The organism is Micromonospora sp. ANENR4 (assembly GCF_015354395.1).
GTDB classification, from domain to species: Bacteria; Actinomycetota; Actinomycetes; order Mycobacteriales; family Micromonosporaceae; genus Micromonospora; species Micromonospora aurantiaca.
The window spans coordinates 73,538-99,348 of record NZ_JADKYQ010000016.1 but is presented as its reverse complement, the minus strand read 5'-3'; the positions used below and the strand labels follow the sequence as shown (position 1 = coordinate 99,348).

Here is a 25,811-nt window from a genome sequence, read left to right as displayed (position 1 = left end):
GTCGGGGTGCGGCTCAGATGCCCGGCAGGGCCGCACCGAAGGAGTTGGCCACGCTCGACGCCTCGTCCTCGGCCGTCTGGTAGCCCTTGGTGGTGACACCCATGACCTCGAGCATGTTGAGCAGCTCGTTGATCACCCGCTGGAAGGCGTTCTCCCAGTTGTCCATGGCCTGGTTGAATCCCTGCGACGCCTGGCCGGTCCAGGAGGAGATCAGGATGGCCATCTGGCCGTTGACCGCGCGCAGCTGGCCGGTGAATTCGGTGGCCTTGTCGGAGAACTCCTGGGCAGCCCGCTGCATACCCTCTTCGGTGGTGCTGACGATCGGCATCGTCACGGTCGGACTCCTCGTGTCAGGGAAAGGTGGCAGGGAAGAGTGTTGATCCGCGGCCGTGCCCCGCGGCAACCCGGTCGCGCCACCATGTCCGAACGTCACCCAACATTGCACGGCAGTGCCCCCGGAACGGGCGGCGCCGGCCGACAGCCCGGGAAGAGTGGTTGCACTTTCATGCACTGATCCCCGGCCGGAGTTCCGGCTCGACCGCGGCGGCGTCTTCACTGGACCGCGACGTCGAGGGAGTGGTCCGTCGTGAACTACAGCGAGCGCATCGAAGGCCTGTTCCAGGAGTACGAGCGGCAGCGCAACAGCCTCGCCGAGATGCAGGCCCGGATGAGCGCCCTCTCGGCCACCGCGACGTCACCGCGGCGGGAGGTGAGCGTGACCGTCGGCCAGAACGGCGTGCTGACCGACATCCAGTTCCCCTCCGGCGCCCACAAGCGGCTCACCACCGCCGACCTGACCCGGCTCATCCTGGAGACCTACGCCGACGCCAAGGAACAGGTCATGAACCAGGCGGCCGAGGTGCTGGCGCCGGTGCTGCCGGACGGCCTCGACGCCCACAAGCTGGTCCGGGGCCAGGCCGGGGCCGACGCGTTCCTGCCCAAGGAACCCCGCATGGTGACGAGCGTGCGGGAACTCCTGACCCGGGGGCCCGAATGATCAGCAACAATCCCGGCGGACGGCTGTGGGTCGACCCGGACGGCGTGGAAGGGCTCGGCAAGGCGTACGAGTCGCACGTGCAGCTCTACGAGTCCTACCTCGCCCAGTTGACCGCCCTGCGCGCCCGGTACGCCAACGCCTGGGGCGACGACGACATGGGCGAGCAGTTCTCGACCAAGTTCCTGGAGGGCCTGGACAACCTCGAAGCGATCATCGGCGGCGTCAAGGGCACCCTGCGCTACACCGCCCAGGGCCTCACGGAGAGCGGCCGGGCGTACCGGGAGGCCGACGAGGCCGCCCTGGACGTCAGCCGGAAGATGGCGAAGGACTTCGACGACCTGGACCGCCCCCCGTACACGACGCGGGCGGCGGTCACGAACCCGGCGCTGGAGCCCGCCGCGGAGGGTGAGCCGCGCCGGCAACATCTGCTGTCCCGCCGCCTGGCGGTCGGCGAGCCGGTCGGCGAGCGGGCCCGGCTCCTTCCGCAGCAGCAGGGCACCCCGATGCTGCCGCTGGAGCCCGCCGAGGCGCCGACCCCGCTCACCGCCGCCCACCCGGCGATCTCGTCCTACTTCACGGCTCCGGAGTACGCGACCGCGCACGTCGGCGGCCGGCCGCTGCCCGAGGAGTACCGGCTGATCGCGCTCAACCCGTTCGAGGACGGCACCACCCGGGTGGACGCGAACCTGTACGACTCGATCACCCCGCTTACCGGCACCCCCGTCACCACGCCCGACGGCACGACGATCGATCCCGGACAGGGCCGGTTCTTCGTGGTCAAGGAGAACCCGGCCGTGGACCCCACCGCGCCCGGCTACCAGCCGTTGTACCTGAGCTACGCGCCCGACGGCACGCCCACCCCGATCATCCCCGGCGCCTGAGCGCCACCCACCCGCGCCTCGCTAGGACATGCCCGACTTCCACATCCCCAACGACCCGCAGTGGCAGTGGGCGTACGACCTGATCCTCGTCGCCGTCGGCGAGGAGTATCCGAAGGCCGACCCCGCCGCCCTGCGGGCCATGGGCGACGAGCTGTACGCGCTCAGCAGCACCATCCTCAACGGGATGGGCGCGACCGCCAACCTCGGCTACGGGCTGGCCGGGAGCCTGTCCGGCCCGGCGATGGACGCGTTCCAGCAGTACCAGGTCGGGATCACCAAGAACGTGCCGGCCGGCGGCAACATCGCGCTGGCGCTGGGCGGCTCGGCCTACAACTTCGCGCTGGACTCGGAGAACACCCAGTACAACATCGTCATCGCGGCCTTCACGCAGGTCGTCGAGATCGCCATCGCGCTGGCCTCGGGCTTCGGCGCGGCGGCGGTGCCGGCACTGATCAAGATCGGTCAGGAGATCGTCGGAGCGTTGATCAGCCTGTTCCGCCAGCGGCTACGGAACATGCTGATGCGGCTGGCCTGGGAGGCGTTCCAGGAGGGCCTGGAGGAACTCTGGCAGAGCGCCGCCGCCCAGGTCACGCAGATCATCGAGGGCAACCGCAAGTCCCTCGACTACAAGGACCTGGCGATCGCGTTCGCCGGCGGCGCCTTCATCGGGGCCGGCGTCAGCGGCGTGCAGATGATCGGCGGCAAGTTCTTCCCGAAGATCAACAACAACGTGCTGTCGCGGGAAGGGCTGTCGGCGCTCGCCGAGACGCTGTTCGAGGGCCTGTTCACCATGATGGTCGGCGGCGGCGGCTTCAACCCGTGGGCCACCATGAGCTCGTCGATGATCGGCGGGATGGCTCACCACTACGCCACAGTGGTCGGCCAGAGCTACGGCCCGGGTGCCGGTGCCGGTGCGCCACCGCCGACGATCGAGACGAACAACCTCACGACCACCGCGCCCACGCCTCCGCCCACGTCCGTGGACGGACCACCAGTTCCCCCACCCGTCGGCTCCTCCGCCGGCCCGGGCGGCGGTCAGGGCGGCGGCCCGGGTCCGCAGCCCTCGGGCGGCCCGGCTGCCGGAGGCAGTTCCGGTCAGGGGTCCGGCCCAGGCGAGACCGGGGGGCAGGGGCCTGCGCATCAGGGCTCTGGGGACCAAGGTCCGGGCAACCAGGGCACCGGTCAGGGCAGCGCCGGAAACACCACCACGGGCAGCCAGCCTCCCGGGGGCCAGACCGCGGGCGCTCAGACTCCCGGCGGTCAAACCGCTGGCGCTCAGAACGCGGGAGGTCCAACCGCGGGAGGTCCAACCGCGGGAGGTTCAACCGCAGGAGGTTCAACCGCAGGAGGTTCAACCGCAGGAGGTTCAACCGCAGGAGGTTCAACCGCAGGAGGTCAGACCGCGGGAGGTCCAGCCGCGGATGGTCAGACCGCCGGTGGTCAGGTCCGCGACGGGTCGCAGGCGGGCGTACCCAACGGCAGCACGAGCCCCGACGGCGTCGGAGGTCAGACGACGAGCGGGCCCGGCACAGCCGGGCCGGGCGTCGGCGCCGACCCACGTGCGGTCGGCGGTGTCGCCACCGGGCCAGGCCCGGCCGCAGGCGGCGAGGCCCCGCGCGCCGATTCGACGGGTACGCCGGGCGGCAACCCGGCGAGCGCCGGCACCGGTACGCCCGCGACCGGCATCCCGGCGGCAGGCGCCGACGTCGCCGCGCCCTACGGCGGCGGGCTCCCCGGGTTCGACACTCCAACGTCGAGCGGCGGAACAGCCGGTGTCGACACCCCGGCACCCGTGACCTCGCCCGCCACCACTGCCGACCCGGTGGCCGTCCCGGCCGGTCCCGCACCGTCCACCGCCACGCCGAGCGCAGGCACACCGACAACCACCACGCCGGGCACGGCCACACCGAGCACCGGCACACCGAGTGCCGGCACCGGCATGCCGTCTACGAGCACGTCGACCACGAGCACATCGACCACCGGTACGCCGTCGTCGGGTTCGGCCACCAGCGGCCAGCCGATCGCTCCCGCACGCGACGTCGTCGGCGCCGCACCCCCACCACCGATGGCGCCCGTCGACGGCATCTCGGTCGACGCTCCGGCCGTGGTCACCTCCCCGGCCGTCGATCCGAGTGTCGGCACGCCGTCCCCACTGGAGCAGGCGGTCGCGGGAGCCGTCGACACCGCGCCGACGCCGGACGGACCGACGGCCGCGCGGGACGACACCGCCGAATCGACGCCGGACGGGTCGCGAGGTGTGCAGGCGCCGCCGCTCGCCGTCGCGGACCCTTCCGCACATACCCGGGCCGAGCCGAGCCCGCAGTTCCGGCAGGCCAAGGCGGGCGCGGAGCCGAAACGGCTGCGCACCGAACGGTACGTGCCCTGGAAGGACACCGTCGTCCCCGGCACGCACCTGCTGCGTGGCGAGATCACGACGATCGACTTCACCACCCGGGAGTTCACCGCCGACGGCAGGGACTACCGGTCGTTCGACGTACACCTGGATCTGGTCTCGAGGAACGACCGGATGTCCCCCCGGGAGTTGCGGGACTTCGCGGCGGCGGTGCAGCGCACCGTCGACGAGATGGTCAACGGCCGGTACACGCTGCCCGACGGCCGGCTGCTGCACATCGACCTGGTCGTCGACACGCCGCCGTGGCGCGACGGCATGACCCGCGACTGGCAGGCGGATCCACGCCGCAACCCGCCGGTCGAGGTGACCTCGGAGACCGGGGTGAGCACCGACCAGCACCTGTGGAACACCGGGGACCGCCTCCCGGTGATGGTGCACGAGGTGATGCACTACCTCGGCGCCAAGGAGGGTCACCAGGCCCCCGAGCACCTGTTCACCACAGTGAACCGGCCGGGGGTCATGGGTGTCGAGGTCGACACGCTGCCGACGTCGTCGCAGCAGGCGGCCACCTCGACCGGGCCGACGGACTATCTCACCCCGCAGGATCTGGCGACGATCCACGACGCCGCGCTGACCGCCGGCCCGGTACGCGACCTGCCGTCCCCGCGGACGTCGCACGACCGGACGCCGGACCCGCGTCCGAACCCGCAGATTCCGTCCCGCGCCCCGGCCCCGGCCCCGCCACCACCGCCCGGCATGACGAGCATGCCGCCACCACCGCCACCACCGCCCGGCATGACGGGCATGCTCCCACCACCACCACCGCCGGGCATGCCGCCACCACCCGGCGTGGCGCCACCGCCGTCGGCCGGTCCCACGACCCAGGCCGTCGACCTGACCCCGACGGACCTCTCACCCGCCACGCTGCGGCACCGCGACCCGAGGCCCTCGCCCACCCCGGTCGGCCAGAGGCTGAACGAGAAGTACGGCGTCGTGCACGTCGTGGATCAGGGGTCGCCCGGTCTGGGCCACCAGGCCGCGACGGTCGCGATGCTCGACGGGCTGGCCGCCACCGGCTACCGAGGCACGGTCGTGTTGACCTATCCCGGCAACAAGACGCCCTACTACGCCGAGCAGCTCGGCCGGCAGCAGGAGTTCGAGACCCCGGCGGGCTCGTACGACCTGTTCCACCGGGAGTGGACCGGCCACCGCGGCGGGATGGACGTCGTCATGCGACCGCAGGGGCCGCAGGGCACGCGGGAGGAGGCCTGGAAGACGACGGACTGGCCCGGCGCGCCACGGGCCAAAGCCTGGCAGGTGGACCGGCAGAAGGAGTTCCGGGAGAAGAAGATCCGCGAGCAGGGCAACACCCAGAGCCTGCGCATGGACGAGCTCGCCACCAGCCTGCTCCCCGAGGGCGACGTGCTGACCGTGCTTCCGGCCGTCGACGTACCGAAGAACGACGGCGGCTCGGAGTGGACCGCGGAGCAGAAGCAGGAGTGGTTCCAGCAGGCGTGGGCCGGTCCGCTGCGCGACGCCGCCGGCGGCCGGGACCACGACGTCGTCACGCTCCAGCCGTTCCTGTGGGACCAGTTCCCCCGGCAGGTCCGCAGCGCCGACGGGACGATCACGGATCTCGACCGGGCCTCGACCGGGGTCCCGGCCTACCGCCGCCCGCCGCCCGCCGATCCGCCGCCCGCCCGGGACGTCATCACCGCCACCGGCATTCCCGGAGCCGACGACCTCGCGGCAGTGGTCGACGACCACGCCACCGACGTGGTGCTCGTCTACTACGGCGACACGCCTGACACGCCCCCGCACCAGGAGGTCGTCGACCGGCTGGCCGCCGCGGCCCGGCCCGACCGGAAGACCGTCGTCCTGGTCCTCGGCAACGACAAGCGAGCCCTCACCACGAGCAATGCCGGCGTCCACGTCGCCGCGCTGCCCCGCGTCACACCTGAACAGATGGCCGGGCTCCAGAACCGCGCCACGCTCGTGGTCACCGAGGGCGCGAACACGTGGCAGGAAGCGCTCACGGCGGGCAAGCCCACGCTCTCCGCGACCGGGTCCGCGGGTGACACCCGGCCGTGGGATCACGAGCCCGCGTCGTTCCCCCAGGACGGCCACGACCTGCTCGTGAACGCGTCGGAGTACCTGCGCAGCGGCGGTGATCCCGCGACGGTGCGGGACTTCGTCCAGGACGACGACGGCGGTGTCCGCACGTACTTCGACGGGTGGCGGGACGCCCTCGGCCAGACCGGCTCCGACCAGGTCGACCAGGCCCTCGCCACGGTCACCGGCCTGCCGCTGGCCCCGGACGCCCGCCCGCGCACCGACGCCGCGCCCGGCGCTCCCCCGGCCGACAACACCCTGCGCGTCCCGGGAGTCCTGCCGGACCGGTTCCCCACGCCCAAGACCCGCGACGAGATCGCCCAGGCCCGCGCCGAACAGCACGACACCGCGCCGCGGCGGATCGCGAACACCAGCGCGTACGACGTCATCGACCGCGGGCTCCATCCCGACACCCGCGTGCCCGACGTGGTCGCGCGCTCGTACGAGCAGGCCGGCCTGACCGTTCCGGCGGGCGACCGGCCCCGCCCGCGCCTCGACGCGGTCGACAACCGCATCGCGTACGACCATCGGGTGCTGGACCTCGGCGACCGCAACGTGCAGGACTTCACGGTCAAGGTCTTCCTGGACGCCCGGGACGACGCGGCGGCGGATGCCCGGCCGGACGTGGAGACCCGGGTACGCGACGCGGTCGACGCGATCTACAACCAGGGCTTCCGGATCGGCGCCGATCAGCTCAACGTCACAGTGGAGTTCGTGACCCGGCCGGGCGAGGCGCACGCCGTCGTGGCGCTGCACGGCACCCCGGCACCGACCACCCAGACCGCCTGGTCGACGCACTCCTCCGACCTCGACCTCGCGCACGAGATCGGGCACTTCCTCGGTCTGCGCGACGAGTACTCGGTGGCGGACCGCGCCCTGGACGGCACCTTCGTCAAGGGCGACAACTCGCTGATGGCGACCACCACGCGGCAGCCCGGCAACGATCCACTGTTGCTGGCGCGCAACGTCCACCGGATCGCCGGTCAGCAGCGCGACGTGCTCTCGCCCGACCGTGGCGGGTTGCCGCCCCGCGCGCGGCCGGTCCGCTTCCAGCCCGTACGGGTGCCCGGCGGCCGCAACGCGCGGTTCGACGAGCTGACCCGGCACACCCGCGACGTCGGCCCGGGCAACTACCGGCAGGAGACGGCCGACCTCAAGGACGACGGCGCGCCCATCGGGTTCGTCGTCAACTCGATGCTGCCCGCCGACGACGTCGACCAGATCCCCGAGGTGGTCCGCGCCGTCACCGAAGGGCTCGCCCCGGGCACCACAGTCGCGTTCGTCTTCGGCGTCAACACCACCGCCGAGGTGCCCGACCTCGCCTTCCGGGACGCGGTCGCCCGGGCCGCCCGGCTCGCCGAGGACCTCGACGTGCCGGTGGCTGTCAACGGCTACGCGGTCGGGACGAAGAACGACAAGTTCCCGTACGGCCGCACCCGCAACCAGGTGCTCCGCGACCCCGACACGGTCGCCGCGATCCAGGGACTCGCCCAGGGCGGCCCCGACGGCGACGCCCGGCGCTACCCGTACGTGTCGATCCAGGACTTCGACAGGGGTGCACGGACGACGGCCGACGGCACCCACGTGTTCGACCGCATCGACCGCCGGACCCGTTTCGACCCGGAGTCGGCCGGACCGCAGGACGAGCCACCGGCCCGCCCTTTGATGATCTCCGGCGGTTACCGTGTCGGCGACACCGCGGAGCTGGTCCGGCGTACCCGGGAGCGGCTGGAGCGACGCGCACGCGACCACCAGGCGAGGATGGACGACCTCCCTGCGGGCAGCGAACGCACGACCGAGCAGCAGAAGCTGGCCGCCGTGCGCAACGGCCTCGCCAAGCTCGACACGCAGGCGGGCCGGGACGCGTTCGTCCGGGACTTCACCACAGCCGTGGACGAGGACATGCGCTCCCGGGACCGGCAGGCGAGGGTCCACCCGATGCTGCCGTACTCGCCGGAGCCGAACCTGTTCGTCGACGGCCTGCTCACCCTGGGCCGGCCCGAGGTCCGGTTCGGCGACGCGGGCGCGGAGTTCCTCCTGCTGGCCGAGAGCCTGCACCAGGCGTACGGCGAGGAGCTGGCCGTCGCCCACGGCGCGGCGACACCGGCCGGCCTCCCCGCGGACGTCCTCGCCGTCGACGTCCAGGTCGAGTCGCAGAACAACAGGCATCCCGACCGGGACCTGGCGTTCATGACGGACTTCGTGGGCGCCGCCACGCCCACCGACCTGTCCCGGCTCGCGGCCGACTTCGCAGTCGGCAACTTCCTGCCGCAGTCGCACGCCGTGCCGACGAACGTCAACCGGCAGCTGTTCTACACCGAGGGCACCGGCTTCAAGGAGTACCGGGCCGAACTGCGCAAGCCCGCCGTCGCCGCCCCGAAGCCGTTCGCCGCGCCCACCGACCTGGTGCCCGGCCCGTCGTGGACGTGGCAGCAGACGCTCACGCCGCAGCAGCTGCGGCAGCTCGGCGCGCAACCACATAACAGGTACGTCACCGCCGTCTCGCTGCCGGCGCCGGACACCGCCCCGGCGCCGGACGTCCCGCCCGAGGTCGATCCCGACCTGGACCCGGCGCGGCCGGCCCGGACCGTCGGCCTGCCGAACAGCCAGCGCCTCGTCGCCGCGCACCTCGTCGCGACGTCGAACGACCCCGGAACCATCCAGCAGGAGTTCGCCGCCGCCACCGCCGTCGCCGACCGTGGCGGGCTCGGCCGGCAACCGGGGTCCCTCTACGACGCGATCGCCGGCGGCCTGCCCGGGAGCGACGCGGACGCCCTGCGGACGAGCACACTGCACGCCGGCCGGGACACGATGAGCCTCGACGAGGCCGCGGCGATGCGGCAGCGCAACCCGTACGACAACGGCCATTTCGTCCGGGCCGTGCTCGCCCCCGACCCCGGACCGCAACGCCGCGACACGCCGATCGACGACGCCGAGCGGCAGCGCATCGCCAACGCGCACGACGTGGTCGAGTTCGCCGCCGCCCGCGGCACCCAGGTGCACCTGATCGTGTACGACGACCAGGGCGGGCCGCCGCGCGACCACCCGGTGGTCGGCGCCAAGCCGCGGGGCCGGCTGGAACTGGTCCGCACGATCGACCCGGCGGGCCACGTCACCTACGCGCCCCACGTGCCGGCGTCGACGACCTCGACGAGCGATACCGACGACGACAACGAATCCGACGACGGCAGCGACTCCGGCGGCTTCGACCTGTTCGGCGACGACGACTTCGGCGGCTTCGCCGGCCTCGGCGAGCACGACGGCGACGGCGTCCGCGACGGCGATGAGAGCAGCGGCGTCCACGACAGCGACGACGGCCCCGGCACGCCCGACGACCCGGCGAACCCGCCGACCGACACCCCGGCCACCCGGTCGGCCGACGAGGACAGCACCGCGGCCGAGACCACCACCGCGGAGGGCACCAGCGCCGAGAGGGACAGCGCACGAGAGACCACCGCGGAGGAGACCGCCGCCCGGGAGACCACAGAGGGTGGGACCGGCACGTCGTCGGCCACCGGGACCACTGCGCCGCTGCCGTCGCCCGACGCGGTACGCCGGGGCCTGCCGTCGTATCTGCGGGACAGCCGCACCCTCGGCCTCGCCGAACAGTTGCGCGCCACCGAGAACGCGACGCTCGGCGCGGCGCTGCGGACCCTCGACCCCGGCCTGTCCGACGACGTGGTCGCCACCGTGGAGGCGGACAGCCGCGACGACGTGGACCAGTTCCTCGGCGAGGGCCGCCCGTACCCGGTGACGATCGACGGGCGCCCGGCGGAGCTGCGGGTCACCGCCGTCCTCGACTGGGACGCGCTCACAGTGGACCGGGCCCACGACGACCCGCGCAAGGTCACCGCCAAGAACCGGGAGAACCTCACCCACAAGCTGCGCCACAACCGGGACCGGCGGGTCGAGCCGAAGGTGACAGTCACCGCGATGCCCGGTGTCGTCGTCGGCGTCGGCGGCTCGGTGCCGACGGCACCGGTCACCGAGCACTCCGCCGACCGCAAGGACACCTACACGTCCACCACCACGGTCAAGGTCACCGGGCTGACCGAGGTGACGGTGCCGATCCGGTTCGTCGCCAGGCTCGTGCGGCCCGGCCGTCCCGCCGTCGACCCGGTCGAGACGTCGGGCACCGTCGCTCTCGCCGTACACACGGGGTTGCGGACGGCGGACGCGACAGCGCCGGCCGCCGCGGACCGTGCGCTCGACGCGCCGGTGCCGGGCCGGTTCGGGGTGGAGAGCGTCCGGACCCGGCCGGCCGATCCCGGCGCCACGTTCTTCGACCAGGTGGAGGCGATCCTCGCCGAGGACGGCATGGCCGACCTCGTGCGGATCGGCGCACCCGGCCGCCCGGTGATGCAGAAGCTGCTCAGCGACGCGGCGTTCTCCGGCAGCCTGCCCACGATGGTGGTCACCGATCCGGCGAACGTCCACGACGGCTGGGTGCGGTCGGGTTCGCTGCCGCGCGCCGCGCGCCGCGGCTGGCGGCGGTTCTTCCCGGGCCGCGCCCGGCAGGTCGAGGTCCGCCTGGTCGCCCGGCGCGTCGAGGAGGTGGAGCGGGTCGACGGGCTCACGCACGTCGACACGTCCGCGCTCGGCGCCGAGAGCACCAGCGCCGCCGCCACCAAGCGGCCGTTCGGCCTGTGGGGCCTCGTCGGCGCGGGTGTGGACACCGCGCCGCTGAGCCTGATCGTCGGGCCGCGGATCGGCGGCGGCCGGGAGCGTGGCGCCACCCGGACGATCGCCGAGCGGACCGGCGGCAAGCAGACGGTGACCGGCACCGCGCCGGGCGTCCGCTACCGGGTCGAGTACGGCGTCCAGGTGCGCGTCCTGGGCCGCGCGCCGCGGATGCTGTCCGGTTCCGTCGACGCGCTCCAGTGGACCACCGGCGACCGGCTGCCCGGCACCGCCCTCGACCCCGACGGCCGGGAGTGGCGCGGACGGCACGGCGCCGACCGGACCCACTTCGCACCGGCACGCATCGAGCGGGGCGAGTCGTTCGGCGGCGCGTACCTGACCCGGGTCGGCGACCGGGGCCTGTACGAGACGGTCGCCGACGCGGTTCGGTCGGTGCCCGGCCACGACCGGTTCCGCCTGGCCACCCGCGACGAGATGCTGCGGCACTTCGGCGACGCGCAGCTCGCCGACGGGCTGACCCCCGAGATCCAGGCCGCGCTGAACCGGGGCACGGACCTGCGGACCCAGCTCTCCCCAGACCAGTTGCGCCACCTGGCGGACCGGATCGTCGGCCCCGGGCTGAAGATCCCGCTGATCCGCACCGGCACGTTCCACGACCACGTCACAGTGGTGACCGTCCAGGGCAGCCTCCGCGACGTGTCCGACGGCGACCTGCTCGGCCACGACAAGATCGGCACCGCCGACAAGCGCACCGCCAGGTCGACGGTGACCAGCGCCCGCGACGACAGCCGGTCGGTCGAGCTGAGCCTGGAACCCCGCGTCCTGGGCCCGCTCGGTCAGGCCGCGTCGACGCTGCTCGGCGGCCCGCGCGCCGCGTTCAGCTGGGGCACCACCGACGAGAGCGCCGTCACCGGCGGGCAGTCCACCGAGAGCGACCACGGACCGGCGCTCGACGACGAGGGCAAACCGGCTGAGGTACGGCTGCGCGAGTTCGCCGCCACCCTCGATCTCACCGTCAGCACCCGGTCCACGGTGCGGGTCAACCAGGCGGGACGGCAGCTGTCGTTCGGGGCGTACGGCCGGGGGGTGCCCGCCGTCGTCGCCGCGTCCGAGACCCGGCCCCGGACGGACCGCCTCGACGTGCGCATGCTCGTGCCGGAGACGCGCGTGTCCCGGCAGCGCCCGGACGCCGAGCCCAGCCCGGTCCCCCGCGACGTGGAGAGCATGGCGTACCCGCCGCCGCTGAGCCGGATGACCGGCGGGCCGCACGACCTCGACGGACGCCGGGTGGAGTCGTTCGTCGGCGCCGACCGGTTGCAGGAGGCAGTGGCCGAGACGCTGCGCGAGGCCGCCCGGGACGACATCTACGTCGCCGAGGACGGCCTGATCTCCACGGTGATCGCCGACGAGCTGTCACCCGAGCGCCTCACCGGTGACGCCGAGCTGTTCAGCCGCCCGCTGGCGCTGAGCAACCTGTGGCACGGCCGCCGGGCCGCCGACGCCCGCGCCGACGTGCGGGTACGGCTGCGCCCGACCAACCCGACGGTGCTCGACGGCGCCGAGTTCGCCCGCGTCAAGCGGACCTTCGCCAGCGGCACCGCCCGCAAGACCACTCACGCGCGCGCGGTCGAACTGAGCGTCTCCGCGACCGGCGTCGCGTCGGGCAGCGGGCCGGTCGCCGACCACGGCGGCAGCACCGGCCGGTCCGGCGGCGCGGTCATCCTGTCCGTCACGCCGTGGCGGCGGGCGTGGGGCCGGATCAGCGAGCGCAGCGCCTCCGGGGTCTCCAAGCTGCGCCTCGGCGGCGGCCGGGCCGAACGTGAGCTGCTGGTACGGGTGGACGTCGAGGCCGAGGTGGTCGCCGAAGCCCGCCACGACAGCAACCTGCGTCCGCTGGGCCGCTGGCCCGGCACACCGGCCCGGCGGGCCGGCCGGCGGCTCACCCTGCCCGGCGCGGTCGTCATGCGGATGACCCCGGCGGAGCTGAAGCGACTCCAGGACCGCGACCGTGCCCGCCGGCACGGCACCGCCGACGTGCGGCTGCACCTGCGGCACGCCGAGAACACCGAGACGCTCCGCGCCGGCCAGCGCGAGCAGGTCGCCCGGCTCAGGAGCGAACAGGCCACGGAACTGGCGAGCCTGCTGCGGCGGCAGCACGTCAGCCCGGACGCCGGCCCCGCCCACCAGCACGAACGCGACGAGCTGGCCGCGCAGCACGACGCGGACATGGCCGCGCTGCTGGCGAAGCAGGATCAGGAGCGCGCCGAGCAGGCCGAGCACCAGCAGCGGGAACGCGACCTGGTGCGCGAGGCGCAGCAGCGGCAGAACGAGGACGCCGCCGAACCCGGCGCACCGGCCCACGCGGCACAACCGGAGTTCCGGCCCGGACCGGCACGGTCCCTCGGCATCGGCGGCGTCACCACCCACGTCGACCTCACCGGCCGTATCCCGCACCTGCGGCGTGCCCTGGCCCGCGCGTCGAGCGAGGAACTCGCCCGGGCGATCCTGCCGCCCACCCGGGACCGCGGCCCGGACGACCCGATCCGAGGGCTCGGCAGCACCGGCTTCCTCGGCGCCGCCCACCTGCACCTGGCCGACGCCCTGAACGGCGGCCGGAGCGGGACGGTACGGCTGGAGCGGCGGTTCCGGGGTGCCACGTACCACGTCACGCTCACCGCCGAGCCGGTCGGCGAGCCGAGCTTCACCGGCATCGACCTGGTCGACGATCTGTCCGTCACCGACCGCACGGTGGTCGGCGAGGCGCATACCCGTACCACCTCGCAGACGGCGGCGCAGGTCACGCTGACGGGGCGGGCACAGGGCACCGAGACCGACCGGGTCCAGGACGACGCCACCCGCACCACCGGGCACGGCCCGGCCTCCGGCACCGTCGCCGCCGGCCTGACCGGCACCGCCGCCGTCGGCAACCGGGCCACCAAGGCGATCGAGCGCACCGCCCGCACGTACGAGCAGTCGCTGACCGTCTCCGGCCCGGTGCCCACGTACCGCGGGCCGGTCCGCCTCACCGTCACTGTCACCGGGCGCGGGCTGCCCGAGGGCGGCGTGTCGGTCCACGCGGTCCACGACGTCACCACGTACTCGGCGACCGAGGGCCGGGAGCTGGCCACGTCGGGCCCGGTCAGACCGGTCGCTGCCGGGCAGACCACCGACGAGGGCCGGCGGCGGTGGCGCGAGGAGGCCGGGTTCGACCGGCTGCCCGAGCCGGGCCGGTACGCCGTCGAGGACGTCCTCGTCGACCTGTCCGACCTGCACGACGCGGCGCGGCAGGCGCTCGTCGCCTCCGGCGCCGCACCCGGCCGGGACGTCGACGCGGCCCTGCGCGACACGCTGACGGTGAGCCGGATCAAGGCGCTGCCGGCGATGCTGAACGGCGCGTACCCGCTGCCGATGCCGGCCGGACCGGGCCGCGACCTGTTCCTCGACGCCCGCCTGGTGGCCCGCCCGAAGCTCCTGCGCGCGGACGCCACGGTGAAGATCGGCGGCTCGGCGAAACGCGCCGCGGACACCGAGTACGAGCAGACCGCGGGCCGTTCGTTCGCGCTGAAGACGGCCGGGCCGCTCGTCGTCGGCGGCGTCGGCCATCCGGGCGGTGCGAGCGCTGTGGGCGAGCGGCAGGAGTTCGCCGCCGTCAACGCGGCCACGCTGGTCGAGCAGCAGCTCTACCGGACCGACCCGGGCGCCCAGGTGAAGGACGAGGGCAAGGTCTCGGTCAGCGCGACCGGCAAGCCGGCCCGGCGCGCCGACCCGGACGACAAGCTCACCGCGGCTGTCGAGTACGACGTCGAGTTCCGTTTCGTCGCGCGTTCCCGCGACGCGGCCGGCAGGCACCGGGCCGGCACGGAGGTCAGAGTGCCCGGCGGCTTCGTGGTCCGGCTGGACGAGGCGGCGGCCCGGGACGTCACCGGCCGGGATCTCCCTCCGGGTCTGCGTACGTCGGCGCTCGCCGTCGCCGACGCGGCGAAGAAGCTGTCCGCCGCGGCGGCCCGCCTGGACGGGCTGACCTCCCGGGCCGACGCGGACCCGGATGCCGTCGCCGCTGCCGAGCTGGCCCTGACGGACGCCGAGAACGCCTGGTGGGACGCCTACCGTGCGCACGAGGCCGAGGTGGCCCCGCCACCACCGGCCCCGGCCCCGCCGGTGGACGTGCGCGCCGCCGAGGTGGCGACGCCCACCGCGCAGGCCCCCGTGGTCGGCGATCCGGTCGACGTCACCACCGGCCGGGTCCTCTACACCGAGGTCGACGCCCGCCTGCCGGGGCTCACCCTGGAACGGACCCACCGCTCCGACTACCTCTGGGGCCGCTGCTTCGGCCCGACCTGGGCGTCCACGCTGGACCAGCGCGTCGTCACCGACGACACGTACGCGCGGTTCCTGGCCGCCGACGGCTCGATCCACACGTACCCGATACCGGCCGAGGGCGACGAGGCGCTGCCGGTCGCCGGACCGGGCGGGCCGCTGCGCCGGCTGGCCGGCGGCGGCTGGCTGCTCACCGAGCCGGGCCGGTCGCTGCTGTTCGCGCCCGCCGACGCGCACGGCGACTCCTGGCTCACCGACGTGGTGACCGACCGCACCGGGTGGCGGATCGAACGCTCCGGCGACGGCACGCCCGAACTGCTGCTCTCCGCGTCCGGCCTCGTGGTGGTGCCGCACCTGGCCGGCGGCCTGGTCGTCGGCGCGCACGTCCGCGCCGCGGGCGACACGGTCCACCTCCCCGCCTTCGGGTACGACGAGCGGCGGCGCCTGGTCGAGGTCCGCAACTCCTCCGGTCACGAGACGCGGCTGCGCTACGACGAGGCGGGCCGGCTCGTGCGCTGGCAGGACCGCAACGGCGAGTGGTTCGGATACCACTACGACGAGGCGGGCCGCTGCGTCCGGGCCGGCGGCGGCGGTGACGTCCTGCGCTACTCGCTGCGCTACGGCGACGGCGTCACGCACGTGACGAACTCGCTGGGCCGGGTGACCCGGTACGAGTTCGACGAGCGCCGGCTGGTCACCGCGATCGTCGACCCGCTGGGCGCCACGGTCCGGCAGGAGTGGGGCGCGGCGCACCGGCTGCTGTCGCGCACGGACCCGCTCGGTCGCGTCACCCGGCTAGACCACGACGCGCGCACGCTCACGCTCCCGGACGGCTCGACCCACCCGGTCCCGCCGCGCCCGCCCGCACACGCGGACGACATCGAGTTCGACGCGCTCGGACGGGTCCGGGCGACCCGGGACCCGGACGGCGCGGTCACGACGTACGGCTGGACCGCCGAGGGGGATCTCGCGTGGCGGGTCCGCCCGGACGGCTCCACGCAACGGTGGTTCTACGACGGTGAAGGGAATCTGGTGGACGTCATCGACGCATCAGGAAGGGCGGTGAGCTTCGAGTACGGCCCCTTCGATCTGCCCACGGCACGGGTGGATCAGGCGGGGAACCGCACCGAGTTCACGTACGACACGGAACTACGGCTCATCGGGGTGACGAACCCGGCGGGCCGGACGTGGCGGTACGAGTACGACGCGGCCGGCCGCCTGTGCGGGCAGACCGACTTCGACGGCCGTACCCAACGCTACGAGCACGACGAGGCGGGCCGGCTGGTCGCGCACACCGACGCCGCCGACACCGTCACCCGCTACCGCTGGGACGCGCTGGGCCGGGTCGTCGAACGCCGGGTCGGTGACGCCGTCACCCGCGTCGAGTACGACGCCGACGGCCACGTGGCAGCCGTGCTCAGCCCGGACGCGCAGGTGCGGTTCACCCGCGACGCCGAGGGCCGGGTGCTGTCCGAGACGATCAACGGCCGGACGGTGCACACCTCGTACACCGACTCCGGCGCGGTCGCGGCGCGCACCACGCCGTCGGGCCGGTCGAGCCGGTGGACGTTCGACGCCGCCGGCCGCCCGGAGAGCCTGACCGCCGGGGAGCACCTGCTCGGCTTCACCCACGACGACGCCGGCCGGGAGATCGGCCGGACCGTCGGCGGCCTGGTCGCGCTGCGGCAGACCTTCGACGCGGCCGGGCGGCTCACCGGGCAGCACATCGCCGACGCCGCCGAGCGCCGCTACACGTACGACGCCGCCGACCGGGTCACCGCCATCGCCGACTCGCTCGCCGGTGACCAGTCCTTCACCGCCGACGACACCGGCCGCATCCGGGCCGTCGACGGCGACGTCCCGCAGCGGTACGACTACGACGAGGCCGGCAACCTGGTCGGCGCCGGCGGCGGGCGCTGGGAGTTCACCGGCACCATGCTCGTGCGCTCCGACGACGCGTCGTTCTCCTACGACGCGAAGGGCCGCCTCACCGGCCGGGTCGACGACGCGGGCGCGTGGCGCTTCGAGTGGGACGCCGAGGACCGGATGGTGCTGGCCGTCACGCCCGGCGGCGACCGCTGGCGCTACCGCTACGACGGCTTCGGCCGGCGCATCGCCAAGCAGCGCCTCGGCGACGACGACCGGGTGCTGGAGGAGGTGTCCTTCGCCTGGTCCGGTGACCTCATGCTGGAGCAGACGCACCGCGACGCCGCCGGCGCCACCACCACGACCACGTGGGACTACCGCCCGGACGCGCCGGTGCCGGTCGCGCAGACCGACGACGGCACGCTCCGCGCGGTGATCACCGACACCATCGGCACCCCGACCCACCTGGTCGAGCCGGGCGGCGGGCTGCGCTGGTGGTCGCGGGGCGACCTGTGGGGACGCGGCGCGGACCGGACCGCGACGCCGCTTGCGTTCCCCGGCCAGTACGTCGACGCCGAGACCGGCCTGCACTACAACCGGTTCCGCTACTACGACCCGGCCACCGGCCGGTACGTCAGCCCGGATCCGCTGGGCCTGTCCGGCGGCCCGAACCCGACCGCGTACGTGAGCGACCCGCTGACCGTGGCCGACCCGCTGGGCCTGACCAGTTGCACGCCCGCTCCGACCACGCCGCACCCGCTGGCCGCTGTGGAACCGGCGCTCGCCGCGCCCTCCGACCAGACGCCCAGCAGCCTGCCTGCGAACGCGGCACCGCCGCCGCCGAGCGCGCTCTACGGCATGCCGTTCCAGATGCAGGTCGCCATCCTGGACGAGCACGGCCGGGTCCTGCGGTACGAGACCCGGATGCGCGACACGCCGTCGCCGCCGCCGGTCTCCACCCCGGCCGGCGCCGTCGGATATCACGCCCGCCAGTGGTTCGACGACGTCGCGCCGGCGTCGCGGGCCGACCTCCAGGATCCGAACTCCGCCGCGTTCCAGAGCTACCAGGAGATCCGCGAAGCGGTGTTCCCGCACATCGGCACGCGGCCCTACACGGGTGTCCGGTCGGACGCGATCGGCCACCAGAACGAGCCGCTGGTCGGCGCGCTGAACTACTACAACACCACCACGACCACGCGACGGGGTGTGACGCGGACGCACATCGGCCTCGGCAACCGCATCGCCGAGGAGCGCGGCGGCGGCCGGCGGACCGCGAGCCAGATCGCCAGGTACCTGCGCGGCCAGATCCGGCTGGACCAGATCGAGTCCGAGGCCGGGCGGGACTTCGCCCGGATCGTGAGCTTCGCGGAGAACGCCCGCGGCTACGAGTCGGAAGTCAACTCGCTGCCCATCGCGCTGGACTACATCGCGCACGCCGAGCACAGGCAGGACGCCGCCGACCAGTGGCGCGACATCCCGTCGTGGTTCCCCCCGGCCGCGCCGGGATACGCCGGCGACGAGTTCGTGCCCCGCGAGAGCCGGCCCCCGGTGGCGAGCATCATGCCGCGCCAGCGGCCCAACGCGATCACCGACACCGCCCCGTACTACACCGAGACCGAGTTCACCGGCACGCCGGCCCCGGCGGCGAGTTCGTCGAACGCCCGGATCGTGACCGTCGCGCCGCGCAGCGACAGGTCACGCAGCCCGGAGCGCCGGGGCGGCAGCAGCCGTCGCGGCCGCCACGGCGATCCCCGGTACGGCTTCCAGGGCCCGCAGACCGGCACCGCCGACGTCCGGGGCGCCGTCGCGCCGGTCACCGACCCGTTCCGTACGCCGCTCGCCGACCAGTTGACGGCGGCGCAGGGCGACCCGAACACGCAGGCCCGGATCCTCGACTCGTTCCGGGACCAGTTGTCGTACGAGTACACGTTGACCGACGGGTCGACGCTGCGGGTGCTGGCCGCCAACCTGCACGGTGCCACCGCCGCCACGGACGCGGACCTGGGCACGCTCAACGCCGTCGACCGCGACCACCTGCGCCGGATCAACGACAACCGGGACGCCGGCAGCGTCGCCGCCAACGTCGACTGTGTGCCCCTCACCCTGGCCGTCGACGCGTACCGGCAGACCGGCGCGGTCACCCAGGTGCCGGCGCAGACCCAGCCGATGGAGATCGGCGAGGTCATGAAGCGGTACCCGGGCCGCAGTGTCGACGAGGTCGGCAGCATCCGCGGTCTGATGGAGGCCCTCGGCGCCATGCCGAACGGCACCACCGCGATCGTCGGCCTGCGGCCCGGTGGTCCGGGGACCGTCGGGCACGTCATCAACGTGTCGAAGGACGGGCAGGGCCGGGTCACCTTCGAGGACGCCCAGGTCCCCGGGCTCGCCACGCTTCCGTCGATCTCCCCCGACGGCTCGGTCGTCGTCATCCGGACCAGCGACCCGGCACCCGGCAGCGACGTGGACATGGCCTCGGTCCGCGACGCCGACTCCGACACGGACATGGCCTCGGTCCGCGACGCCGACTCCGACACGGACATGGCCTCGGTCCGCGACGCCGACAGCGACGTCGACATGGCGGACTTCTCGCCGACCACTGAGACGTTCGCCGGTGTGGCGCCGGAGGCGGTGGCGAAGACCACCGCGCAGACGCCGACGGTGGGCGACCCGATCGACGTCACCACCGGCCGGATGATCCTCACCCACACGGACGCGGTCATGCCGGGGCTCACGCTGGAGCGGACCTACCGCTCCGACTACCGGTGGGGCCGGTCCTTCGGCCGGGCCTGGGCCTCCACCCTGGACCAGCGGATCATCGTCGACGGCGAGCAGGTCCGCTACCTGGCCGCCGACGGCTCGCTGCTCACCTACCCGCTGCCCGCCGAGGGCGAAGTGGCGCAGCCGGAGACCGGCCGGACGCTGCCGCTGCGCCGGCTGGTCGGCGGTGGCTGGCTGCTGACCGATCCGACGTCCGGCCGCAGCCTGCTGTTCGCCGCGGCGTCGGACACCGAGTCGCTGCTCACCGACGTCACCGACGGCGGCGTCCGCTGGACGATCCACCGCGACCGCCGGGGTACGCCGACGCACCTGCTGTCGTCCACCGGCGCCACCATCGCGCTCACCTCGTCCGCCGGGCTGGTCACGATGGTCTCCCTGCCCAACGCGGCCGGTGACCTGATGGCGGCGTCGCAGTTCGGCTACGACGGCGACCTCAACCTGATCGAGGTGACGAACTCCTCGGGTGACCCCGAGCGCTTCACGTACGCCGACGGGCGGCTGGTGCGCTGGGAGGACCGCAACGGCGAGTGGTACACGTACACCTACGACGAGGCCGGGCGGTGCGTGGCCACCGACGGCAGGGGCGGCTACCTGCGCTACCGGTTCGACTACCGGCCGGGCCGCACGGTGGTGACCGACTCGCTCGGCGCGGCGCGCGTCTACGAGCTCAACGACCGCTTCCAGGTGGTCGCGGAGACCGACGCGCTCGGCGCGACCACGCGCAACGTCTGGGACGAGGCGTACCGCCTGCGGTCCACGACCGACCCGCTGGGCCGCACCACCACGAGCGAGTACGACGCGCTCGGGCGGCTGGTCGCTGTCGTCCGGCCGGACGGCAGCCGGTCCGTCACCACGTACGACGAACTCGGTCGCGCGGTGTCCTGGACCGACTTCGACGGCAGCACCCGCAACCGCCAGTTCGGCCCGGACGGCCTGCTGATCGCCGAGGTGGACGCCTCCGGTGAGGTGGTCCGGTACGAGCAGCCGGCCGCCGACGGGCGGGGCACGACCACCCACGTCGGTCCGACCGCCGTCGTGCACGACACGGCCCGGCAGATCACCGCGGTGCGCACCGGTCAGGGCGAGACGGAGTACGTCTACGACGCGCTCGGCCGCCTGTTCAGCATCCAGGACGACACCGGTCTCACCGAGTTCGGCTGGACGCTGGAGGGTGACCTGGCCTGGCGGGAGAACCCGGACGGCTCGGTCGAGGAGTTCCTCTACGACGGCGAGGGCAACCTGGTCGAGTGGGTCGACGCCACCGGCCGCCGGACGATCCGCGAGTACGGCGCGTTCGACCTGGTCACTGCCGAGATCGACGAGGAGGGCAACCGCACCGAGTACGCGTACGACACCGAGCTGCGGCTGGTCCGGGTCACCAACCCGGCGGGCGCGACGTGGAGCTACACGTACGACCCGAACGGCCGGATGGTGTCCGAGACCGACTTCGACGGCCGCACCCAGCGGTACGTCTACGACGCCGCCGGGCAGCTCGTCGAGCACACCGACGCGGCCGACGAGGTCACGCACTACGCGTACGACCTGCTCGGCCGGGTGGTGGAACGGCGCACCGGCGAGTCGGTGACGCGCTTCGCGTACGACGCGGCGGTGTCCACCTCGTCCGGCGGTTCCCTGCCGGAACCTCGCCCCGCGCCGGTACCCCGGCGGTAACCCGCCGCCCGCCCCGGCCGTCACGGCGGCCGGGGCGGGCACCGTCCGACCACCATCGACAGACAAGGACTACCCGATGAACGCCGACGACGCCCGCAACCGGGCGCAGGCCGCGCTGCGCGGGCTGGAGAACCCGGAGCAGCCGCTGACGCTGCTCGCCCCGGACGCCCCGGCCGAGTACGAGTGGTGCTGGGTGTACCCGTTCAACACGGTCCGGGCCACCGAGACCGGCAGCATTCTGGACGCGCTCGCGGTGGGACCGCTGGTCGTACCGAAGAACGGCGCCGAGCCGTGGGTGGCGCCGTCCGGTCCGCCGCTGGAGCGCTGGCTCAACGAGTACGCCGCGCGGGAAGGGCTGCCGGCGGTGCCGGTCCCGGCCGCACCGGACCCGTTCGCCTGAGCCCCGGACGGACGGCCCGCCGTGACCCTCGCAGCGGGCCGCCGCCACCTGGAGGAACCATGACCGACAGCGCCGAGCCGCTCGGCGTGCTGCTGCGCCGGATGATGCGCGGTGACGCCACGATCGAGCAGGTGCAGTCCGCGCTGCGCGTCGCCCGGCTCGACCTCGCGATGAACGGCGACGGTCGTCCGCTCGTCGTCCGTTCCTTCGACGACGAGCCGTGCGTGGCGGTGGCGACCACGGCCGAGGAGCGCGCGCGTACCTTCGCGCCCGAGTGGCGCCGGGTCGAGGCGGTCGAGCTGGCCGAACTGCTGCCGGACGGCATCGACGTCCTGGTCGACCCGGACGGCACCGAGCCGGTACGGCTGGCCGCCGCGCTCGTCTGGCACGCGCTCCGGTACGCGGACGAGGACACCGGCGGATGAGCGACGACGAGTTCGTGTTCCTGCTCGACCCGGAGTGGCCGGCAGGCGACGACGAGCCGCCGTTCGAGGCGGTCCTCGGGGTGTGGCAGGTCGGCGAGGACGGCGAGGTGGGCGAGTTCCGGGGCAACCCGGACTACCGCCGGCACTTCCCGGACTCCCCCGCCGACCCGCTCGACGCCGTGCTGCGCCTGATCGCGGCCGCCGGTGCGGTGCGGCCGGCACACCTGCGGGCGGTGCTACGCGCGTCCACCCTGCACCTGGCGGTGAACGGCGACGGGCGGCCGCTCGTCGTCCACGCCCCGGACGACGAGCGGTGCGTGGTGGTCGCGACCGGCGAACCCCACCGGGAACCGGTGCCCGCGCCCGGGTGGCGGCTGCTCGACCTGGCGGGACTGGCCGCCGTGGCCGGTGACCGTGACGTGCTCGTCAACCCCGGCGGCCCGGCGCCCGCCCGGCTGGCCGCCGCGTTCCTGCGCGAGACGGCGGCGACGCGATGAGCACCGGCCTTCTGCACCTGCTCTGCCTGCGCGCCGCCGGCCGGATCCCGGACGACGACCTCGCCGGCCTGCGTACCCTGCTCGCCCGTGGCGACCACGGCGCCTGCGCGGCCGGGTTGCTGGGCGCGTTCCCGCAGTCCGCGGCGGAGATCACGGCGCTCGCCAGGCTGCTGCCCCCGCAGACGCCGCTGCCCGGCCCGGCGGCGGACGAGGAGGTGGACGCCGATCCGGTGGCCGTGTTCGTCCCGTTCCCGCCGGTCGACCTGCCGCTGTACGCGACGGCCGGGCCACCGGTGGTGGACGAGACCGCCGGCGGCACCGTGGACGGCCTCGACCTGGTGCTGCTCGACGTGCTGGACCCGGTCCGCACCACCGGGGTGTGGCGCTGCTGGCGGATCACCCGGGAGCCGGACGGCACCGTCGACGCCGTGCGCGTCTACCTGGTCGAAGCCACGGTGCCCGACGACGAGCTGCCCGCCGTCGCCGACCGGGCACAGCGGGCGCTCTCCGACGCCGGGCACGACGCGCCGGTCGAGGTGTACCGGCCCGATCTGCCGCTGCCCGCGTACCAGTGGACGGCCCGGTCCCGGTCCGCGCTGATCTGGGCCCCGCAGCCGCCCGGCGAGGTACGCCTGGCCGCCGGCGGGGACGCCCGGCTGCCGGTCGACGACGACGAGGTCGCCGCGTTCGTCACCCACCTGCGGTCGGCGCCCGCCCTGACCGCGCACCTGCGCACCGACGGCGCCTGGGTCTGGCCGGCCGACGTGGCCGACCGGCTGCTCGACGAGGGCGCGCTGGCCGACGAGGGCCTGCTGCGGCACCTGCGGCGCTGCCGGGCCGACCCACCGGAACCGGCCGGCGCGGTCGCCGTCCACCGGGCGCTCGCCGCCCTGGTACGCGCGGGCGCGCTCTGACCGGATGCACGAACGGCCCCGGTCGCGGTGTTTCTCGGGCACGAGCCCGCGCGCGGCCCGGCGCTCCCGGCTGCCGCCGTGGTCGAATGCGCCCGCCGACGAGGACGCGAGGAGGCCGGGAATGACGGAGCAGGACGAGCTGCACACCGCGCTGCTGCACCTCGGCGGCCGGGTGCCGGACGCCACGCTCGCCGAGGCGCGGCTCCGGCTCGCCGACACCGGCACGGTGTGCCTTCCCGAGCCGCCCGGACCTGTCGACCTGCCGTTCACGTTCGCGTCGGCCGTACCGAATCCGCGTGTCTTCGGCGGGCGGGTGCCGCCGCCGGCCGACCTCACCGGCCGCGACGGCCTGATGGACGACACCGACCGGGTCGCGGTCGCGGCGGTCCGGCAGCAGCCCGGCGCGGTGGCGCTGTGGCGCGGATGGCGGATCGCCCCGGAGTGGGCCGCCGCGGCGATCCCGCCCGCGCCGGTGTACGTGCTGGAGACCGCCGGCCCGCAGGCCGCGACGGCGGCGACAGTGATGCGGGCGCTGGCCGGGGCCGGGATCTCGGCGCCGCTGGTCGAGGTGTACCGCCCCGGCGACAAGCTCCCGGCGTACGCGGCCGCGGCCCGCCGGTCCGGCGCGCTGCTCTGGGCCGACCGGGACACCGAACCCTTGCGGATCGCCCGCGTCTTCGACGAGGTGGACGACGACGGCGCGCGCTTCGCGCCGGACCGGGAGCGGTTGTCCGGCACCGACCTCGCACGCGCGGCGGCGTACCTGGAGGCGGGCACGCCGGTGCTCGCCACCACCGCACGCGGGCCCGACGTGGTGGAGCCCGCACGCGGCCTGGTCGTGCCGATGACCTACCGCACCGACGGGCGCTGGCTCTGGCCCGAGTCCGTCGCCTACTACCTCCAGGCGTACGGGCTGGCGCCCGAGCCGAACCTGCTGGCCCACATCCGGTCGCGCGGCGACCTGCTGCCGGCCACCGACCCCGCCGACGAGCACCGCGCGCTGGCGCTGCTGTTCCAGTCGTACGCCCTCGTCCCGGCGGAGGCCCACGCGTGACCATCTTCGTGGCGATCGCGTCGTACCGGGACCGGGAACTGGTGCCGACGGTGCTGGACTGCCTGGCCAAGGCCGCACACCCGGAGGACGTCCGCATCGCGGTGTGCTGGCAGCACCTCGGCGACGAGGACATCTCCGCCATCCGGGGCCTGCCGCAGGTGGACGTGCAGGAGTTCGACGCCCGGGACAGCCGCGGCGCCTGCTGGGCTCGGGACAGGACGTTCCAGCAGTACCGCGGCGAGGACTGGCTGTTGCAGGTGGACAGCCACACCCGGTTCGCGCCGGACTGGGACGTGCGGATGATCCGGATGGCGCGGGAGACCGGAGCGGCGAAGCCGGTCCTGACCGCGTACCCGCCGAGCTACGAGCCCGATCAGGAGTTCACCGGCGCGGGCGCGCCCGCCGAGATCGTCGTCAGCGACTGGACGAACGTCGGCGTACCGGTCTTCGGTCAGCGCCTGATCGAGGGGGCCGCGCCCGGCGTACCGCCCAAGCCGGCGCTGTTCCTGGCCGCCGGGTTCCTCTTCGCACCCGGGTCGTTCGTCACCGAGGTCCCCTACGACCCGGGCATCTACTTCCACGGCGAGGAGATCACCCTGGCTCTGCGCGCCTTCACGTGGGGCTACGACCTGTTCCACCCCACCGAGGTGCTGACCTGGCACTACTACATCCGGCAGGACAGGCCGCGGCACTGGAGCGACCACGTCGAGGCCGACTGGGCCCGCTACGAGGAGCTGAGCCGCCGCCGGGTGCTCTACATGCTGCACACGCCGCCGGTGGACCGGCTCGGCATCGGGCCGGTACGCACCCTGGAGGAGTTCGTGGCGCACACCGGCTGCAACTTCACCCGGCGCACGTGGACCGACATGCTGGCCCAGGAACTGGTGGTGCTCTGACCGGCCGGT

At 74.1% G+C, this 25,811-nt stretch carries 10 protein-coding genes; 9 read left to right on the top strand and 1 reads right to left on the bottom strand.

All coding sequences use genetic code 11. From position 1 onward, the window contains the following. Positions 1–13: 13 nt before the first annotated feature. Positions 14–334: a WXG100 family type VII secretion target gene (locus IRY44_RS25615; protein ID WP_091416604.1), complete on the bottom strand. Its 321-nt coding sequence runs from the start codon at positions 332–334 to the stop codon at positions 14–16. 252 nt (positions 335–586) lie between these two features. Here IRY44_RS25615 and IRY44_RS25610 point away from each other — a divergent pair, with 252 nt between their 5' ends. From IRY44_RS25610 to IRY44_RS25570, 9 genes are all read left to right on the top strand, one after another. After that, positions 587–997, top strand: coding sequence for a YbaB/EbfC family nucleoid-associated protein (locus tag IRY44_RS25610; protein WP_091416601.1), 411 nt, complete (start codon positions 587–589; stop codon positions 995–997). Further along, positions 994–1,878, top strand: a complete 885-nt coding sequence (locus IRY44_RS25605) for a WXG100 family type VII secretion target (protein ID WP_194802783.1) — start codon at positions 994–996, stop codon at positions 1,876–1,878. The genes IRY44_RS25610 and IRY44_RS25605 overlap by 4 nt, the downstream gene beginning before the upstream one ends. Before the next feature lie 28 nt (positions 1,879–1,906). Further along, positions 1,907–21,616, top strand: a complete 19,710-nt coding sequence (locus IRY44_RS25600) for a DUF6531 domain-containing protein (RefSeq protein ID WP_194802782.1) — start codon at positions 1,907–1,909, stop codon at positions 21,614–21,616. A gap of 76 nt (positions 21,617–21,692) precedes the next feature. After that, a complete protein-coding gene (locus IRY44_RS25595) occupies positions 21,693–22,016 on the top strand; it encodes a YrhB family protein (protein WP_194802781.1) in 324 nt (107 codons plus the stop codon). 59 nt (positions 22,017–22,075) lie between these two features. Next, complete coding sequence (locus tag IRY44_RS25590; protein ID WP_194802780.1) at positions 22,076–22,441, top strand: hypothetical protein; 366 nt, start codon at positions 22,076–22,078, stop codon at positions 22,439–22,441. After that, entirely contained in the window at positions 22,438–22,938 is a 501-nt protein-coding gene (locus IRY44_RS25585) for a type VII secretion system-associated protein (RefSeq protein ID WP_194802779.1), read from the top strand. The genes IRY44_RS25590 and IRY44_RS25585 overlap by 4 nt, the downstream gene beginning before the upstream one ends. Continuing rightward, on the top strand, positions 22,935–23,852 hold the full coding sequence (locus tag IRY44_RS25580; RefSeq protein ID WP_194802778.1) for a hypothetical protein: 918 nt from the start codon (positions 22,935–22,937) through the stop codon (positions 23,850–23,852). Before IRY44_RS25585 ends, IRY44_RS25580 begins: the two co-directional genes overlap by 4 nt. Before the next feature lie 121 nt (positions 23,853–23,973). Further along, complete coding sequence (locus IRY44_RS25575) at positions 23,974–24,906, top strand: hypothetical protein (protein WP_194802777.1); 933 nt, start codon at positions 23,974–23,976, stop codon at positions 24,904–24,906. Next, the gene (locus IRY44_RS25570) at positions 24,903–25,802 is read left to right on the top strand and encodes a GlcNAc-transferase family protein (protein WP_194802776.1); all 900 of its coding nucleotides are present in this window, start codon (positions 24,903–24,905) and stop codon (positions 25,800–25,802) included. The genes IRY44_RS25575 and IRY44_RS25570 overlap by 4 nt, the downstream gene beginning before the upstream one ends. Positions 25,803–25,811: the final 9 nt, after the last annotated feature.

Excerpts from the sequence above, each read along its gene's own strand:
- IRY44_RS25605 (WP_194802783.1), top strand. The coding sequence starts at position 994 with ATGATCAGCAACAATCCCGGCGGACGGCTGTGGGTCGACCCGGACGGC.
- IRY44_RS25600 (WP_194802782.1), top strand. The coding sequence starts at position 1,907 with ATGCCCGACTTCCACATCCCCAACGACCCGCAGTGGCAGTGGGCGTAC.
- IRY44_RS25595 (WP_194802781.1), top strand. The coding sequence starts at position 21,693 with ATGAACGCCGACGACGCCCGCAACCGGGCGCAGGCCGCGCTGCGCGGG.
- IRY44_RS25590 (WP_194802780.1), top strand. The coding sequence starts at position 22,076 with ATGACCGACAGCGCCGAGCCGCTCGGCGTGCTGCTGCGCCGGATGATG.
- IRY44_RS25585 (WP_194802779.1), top strand. The coding sequence starts at position 22,438 with ATGAGCGACGACGAGTTCGTGTTCCTGCTCGACCCGGAGTGGCCGGCA.
- IRY44_RS25580 (WP_194802778.1), top strand. The coding sequence starts at position 22,935 with ATGAGCACCGGCCTTCTGCACCTGCTCTGCCTGCGCGCCGCCGGCCGG.
- IRY44_RS25575 (WP_194802777.1), top strand. The coding sequence starts at position 23,974 with ATGACGGAGCAGGACGAGCTGCACACCGCGCTGCTGCACCTCGGCGGC.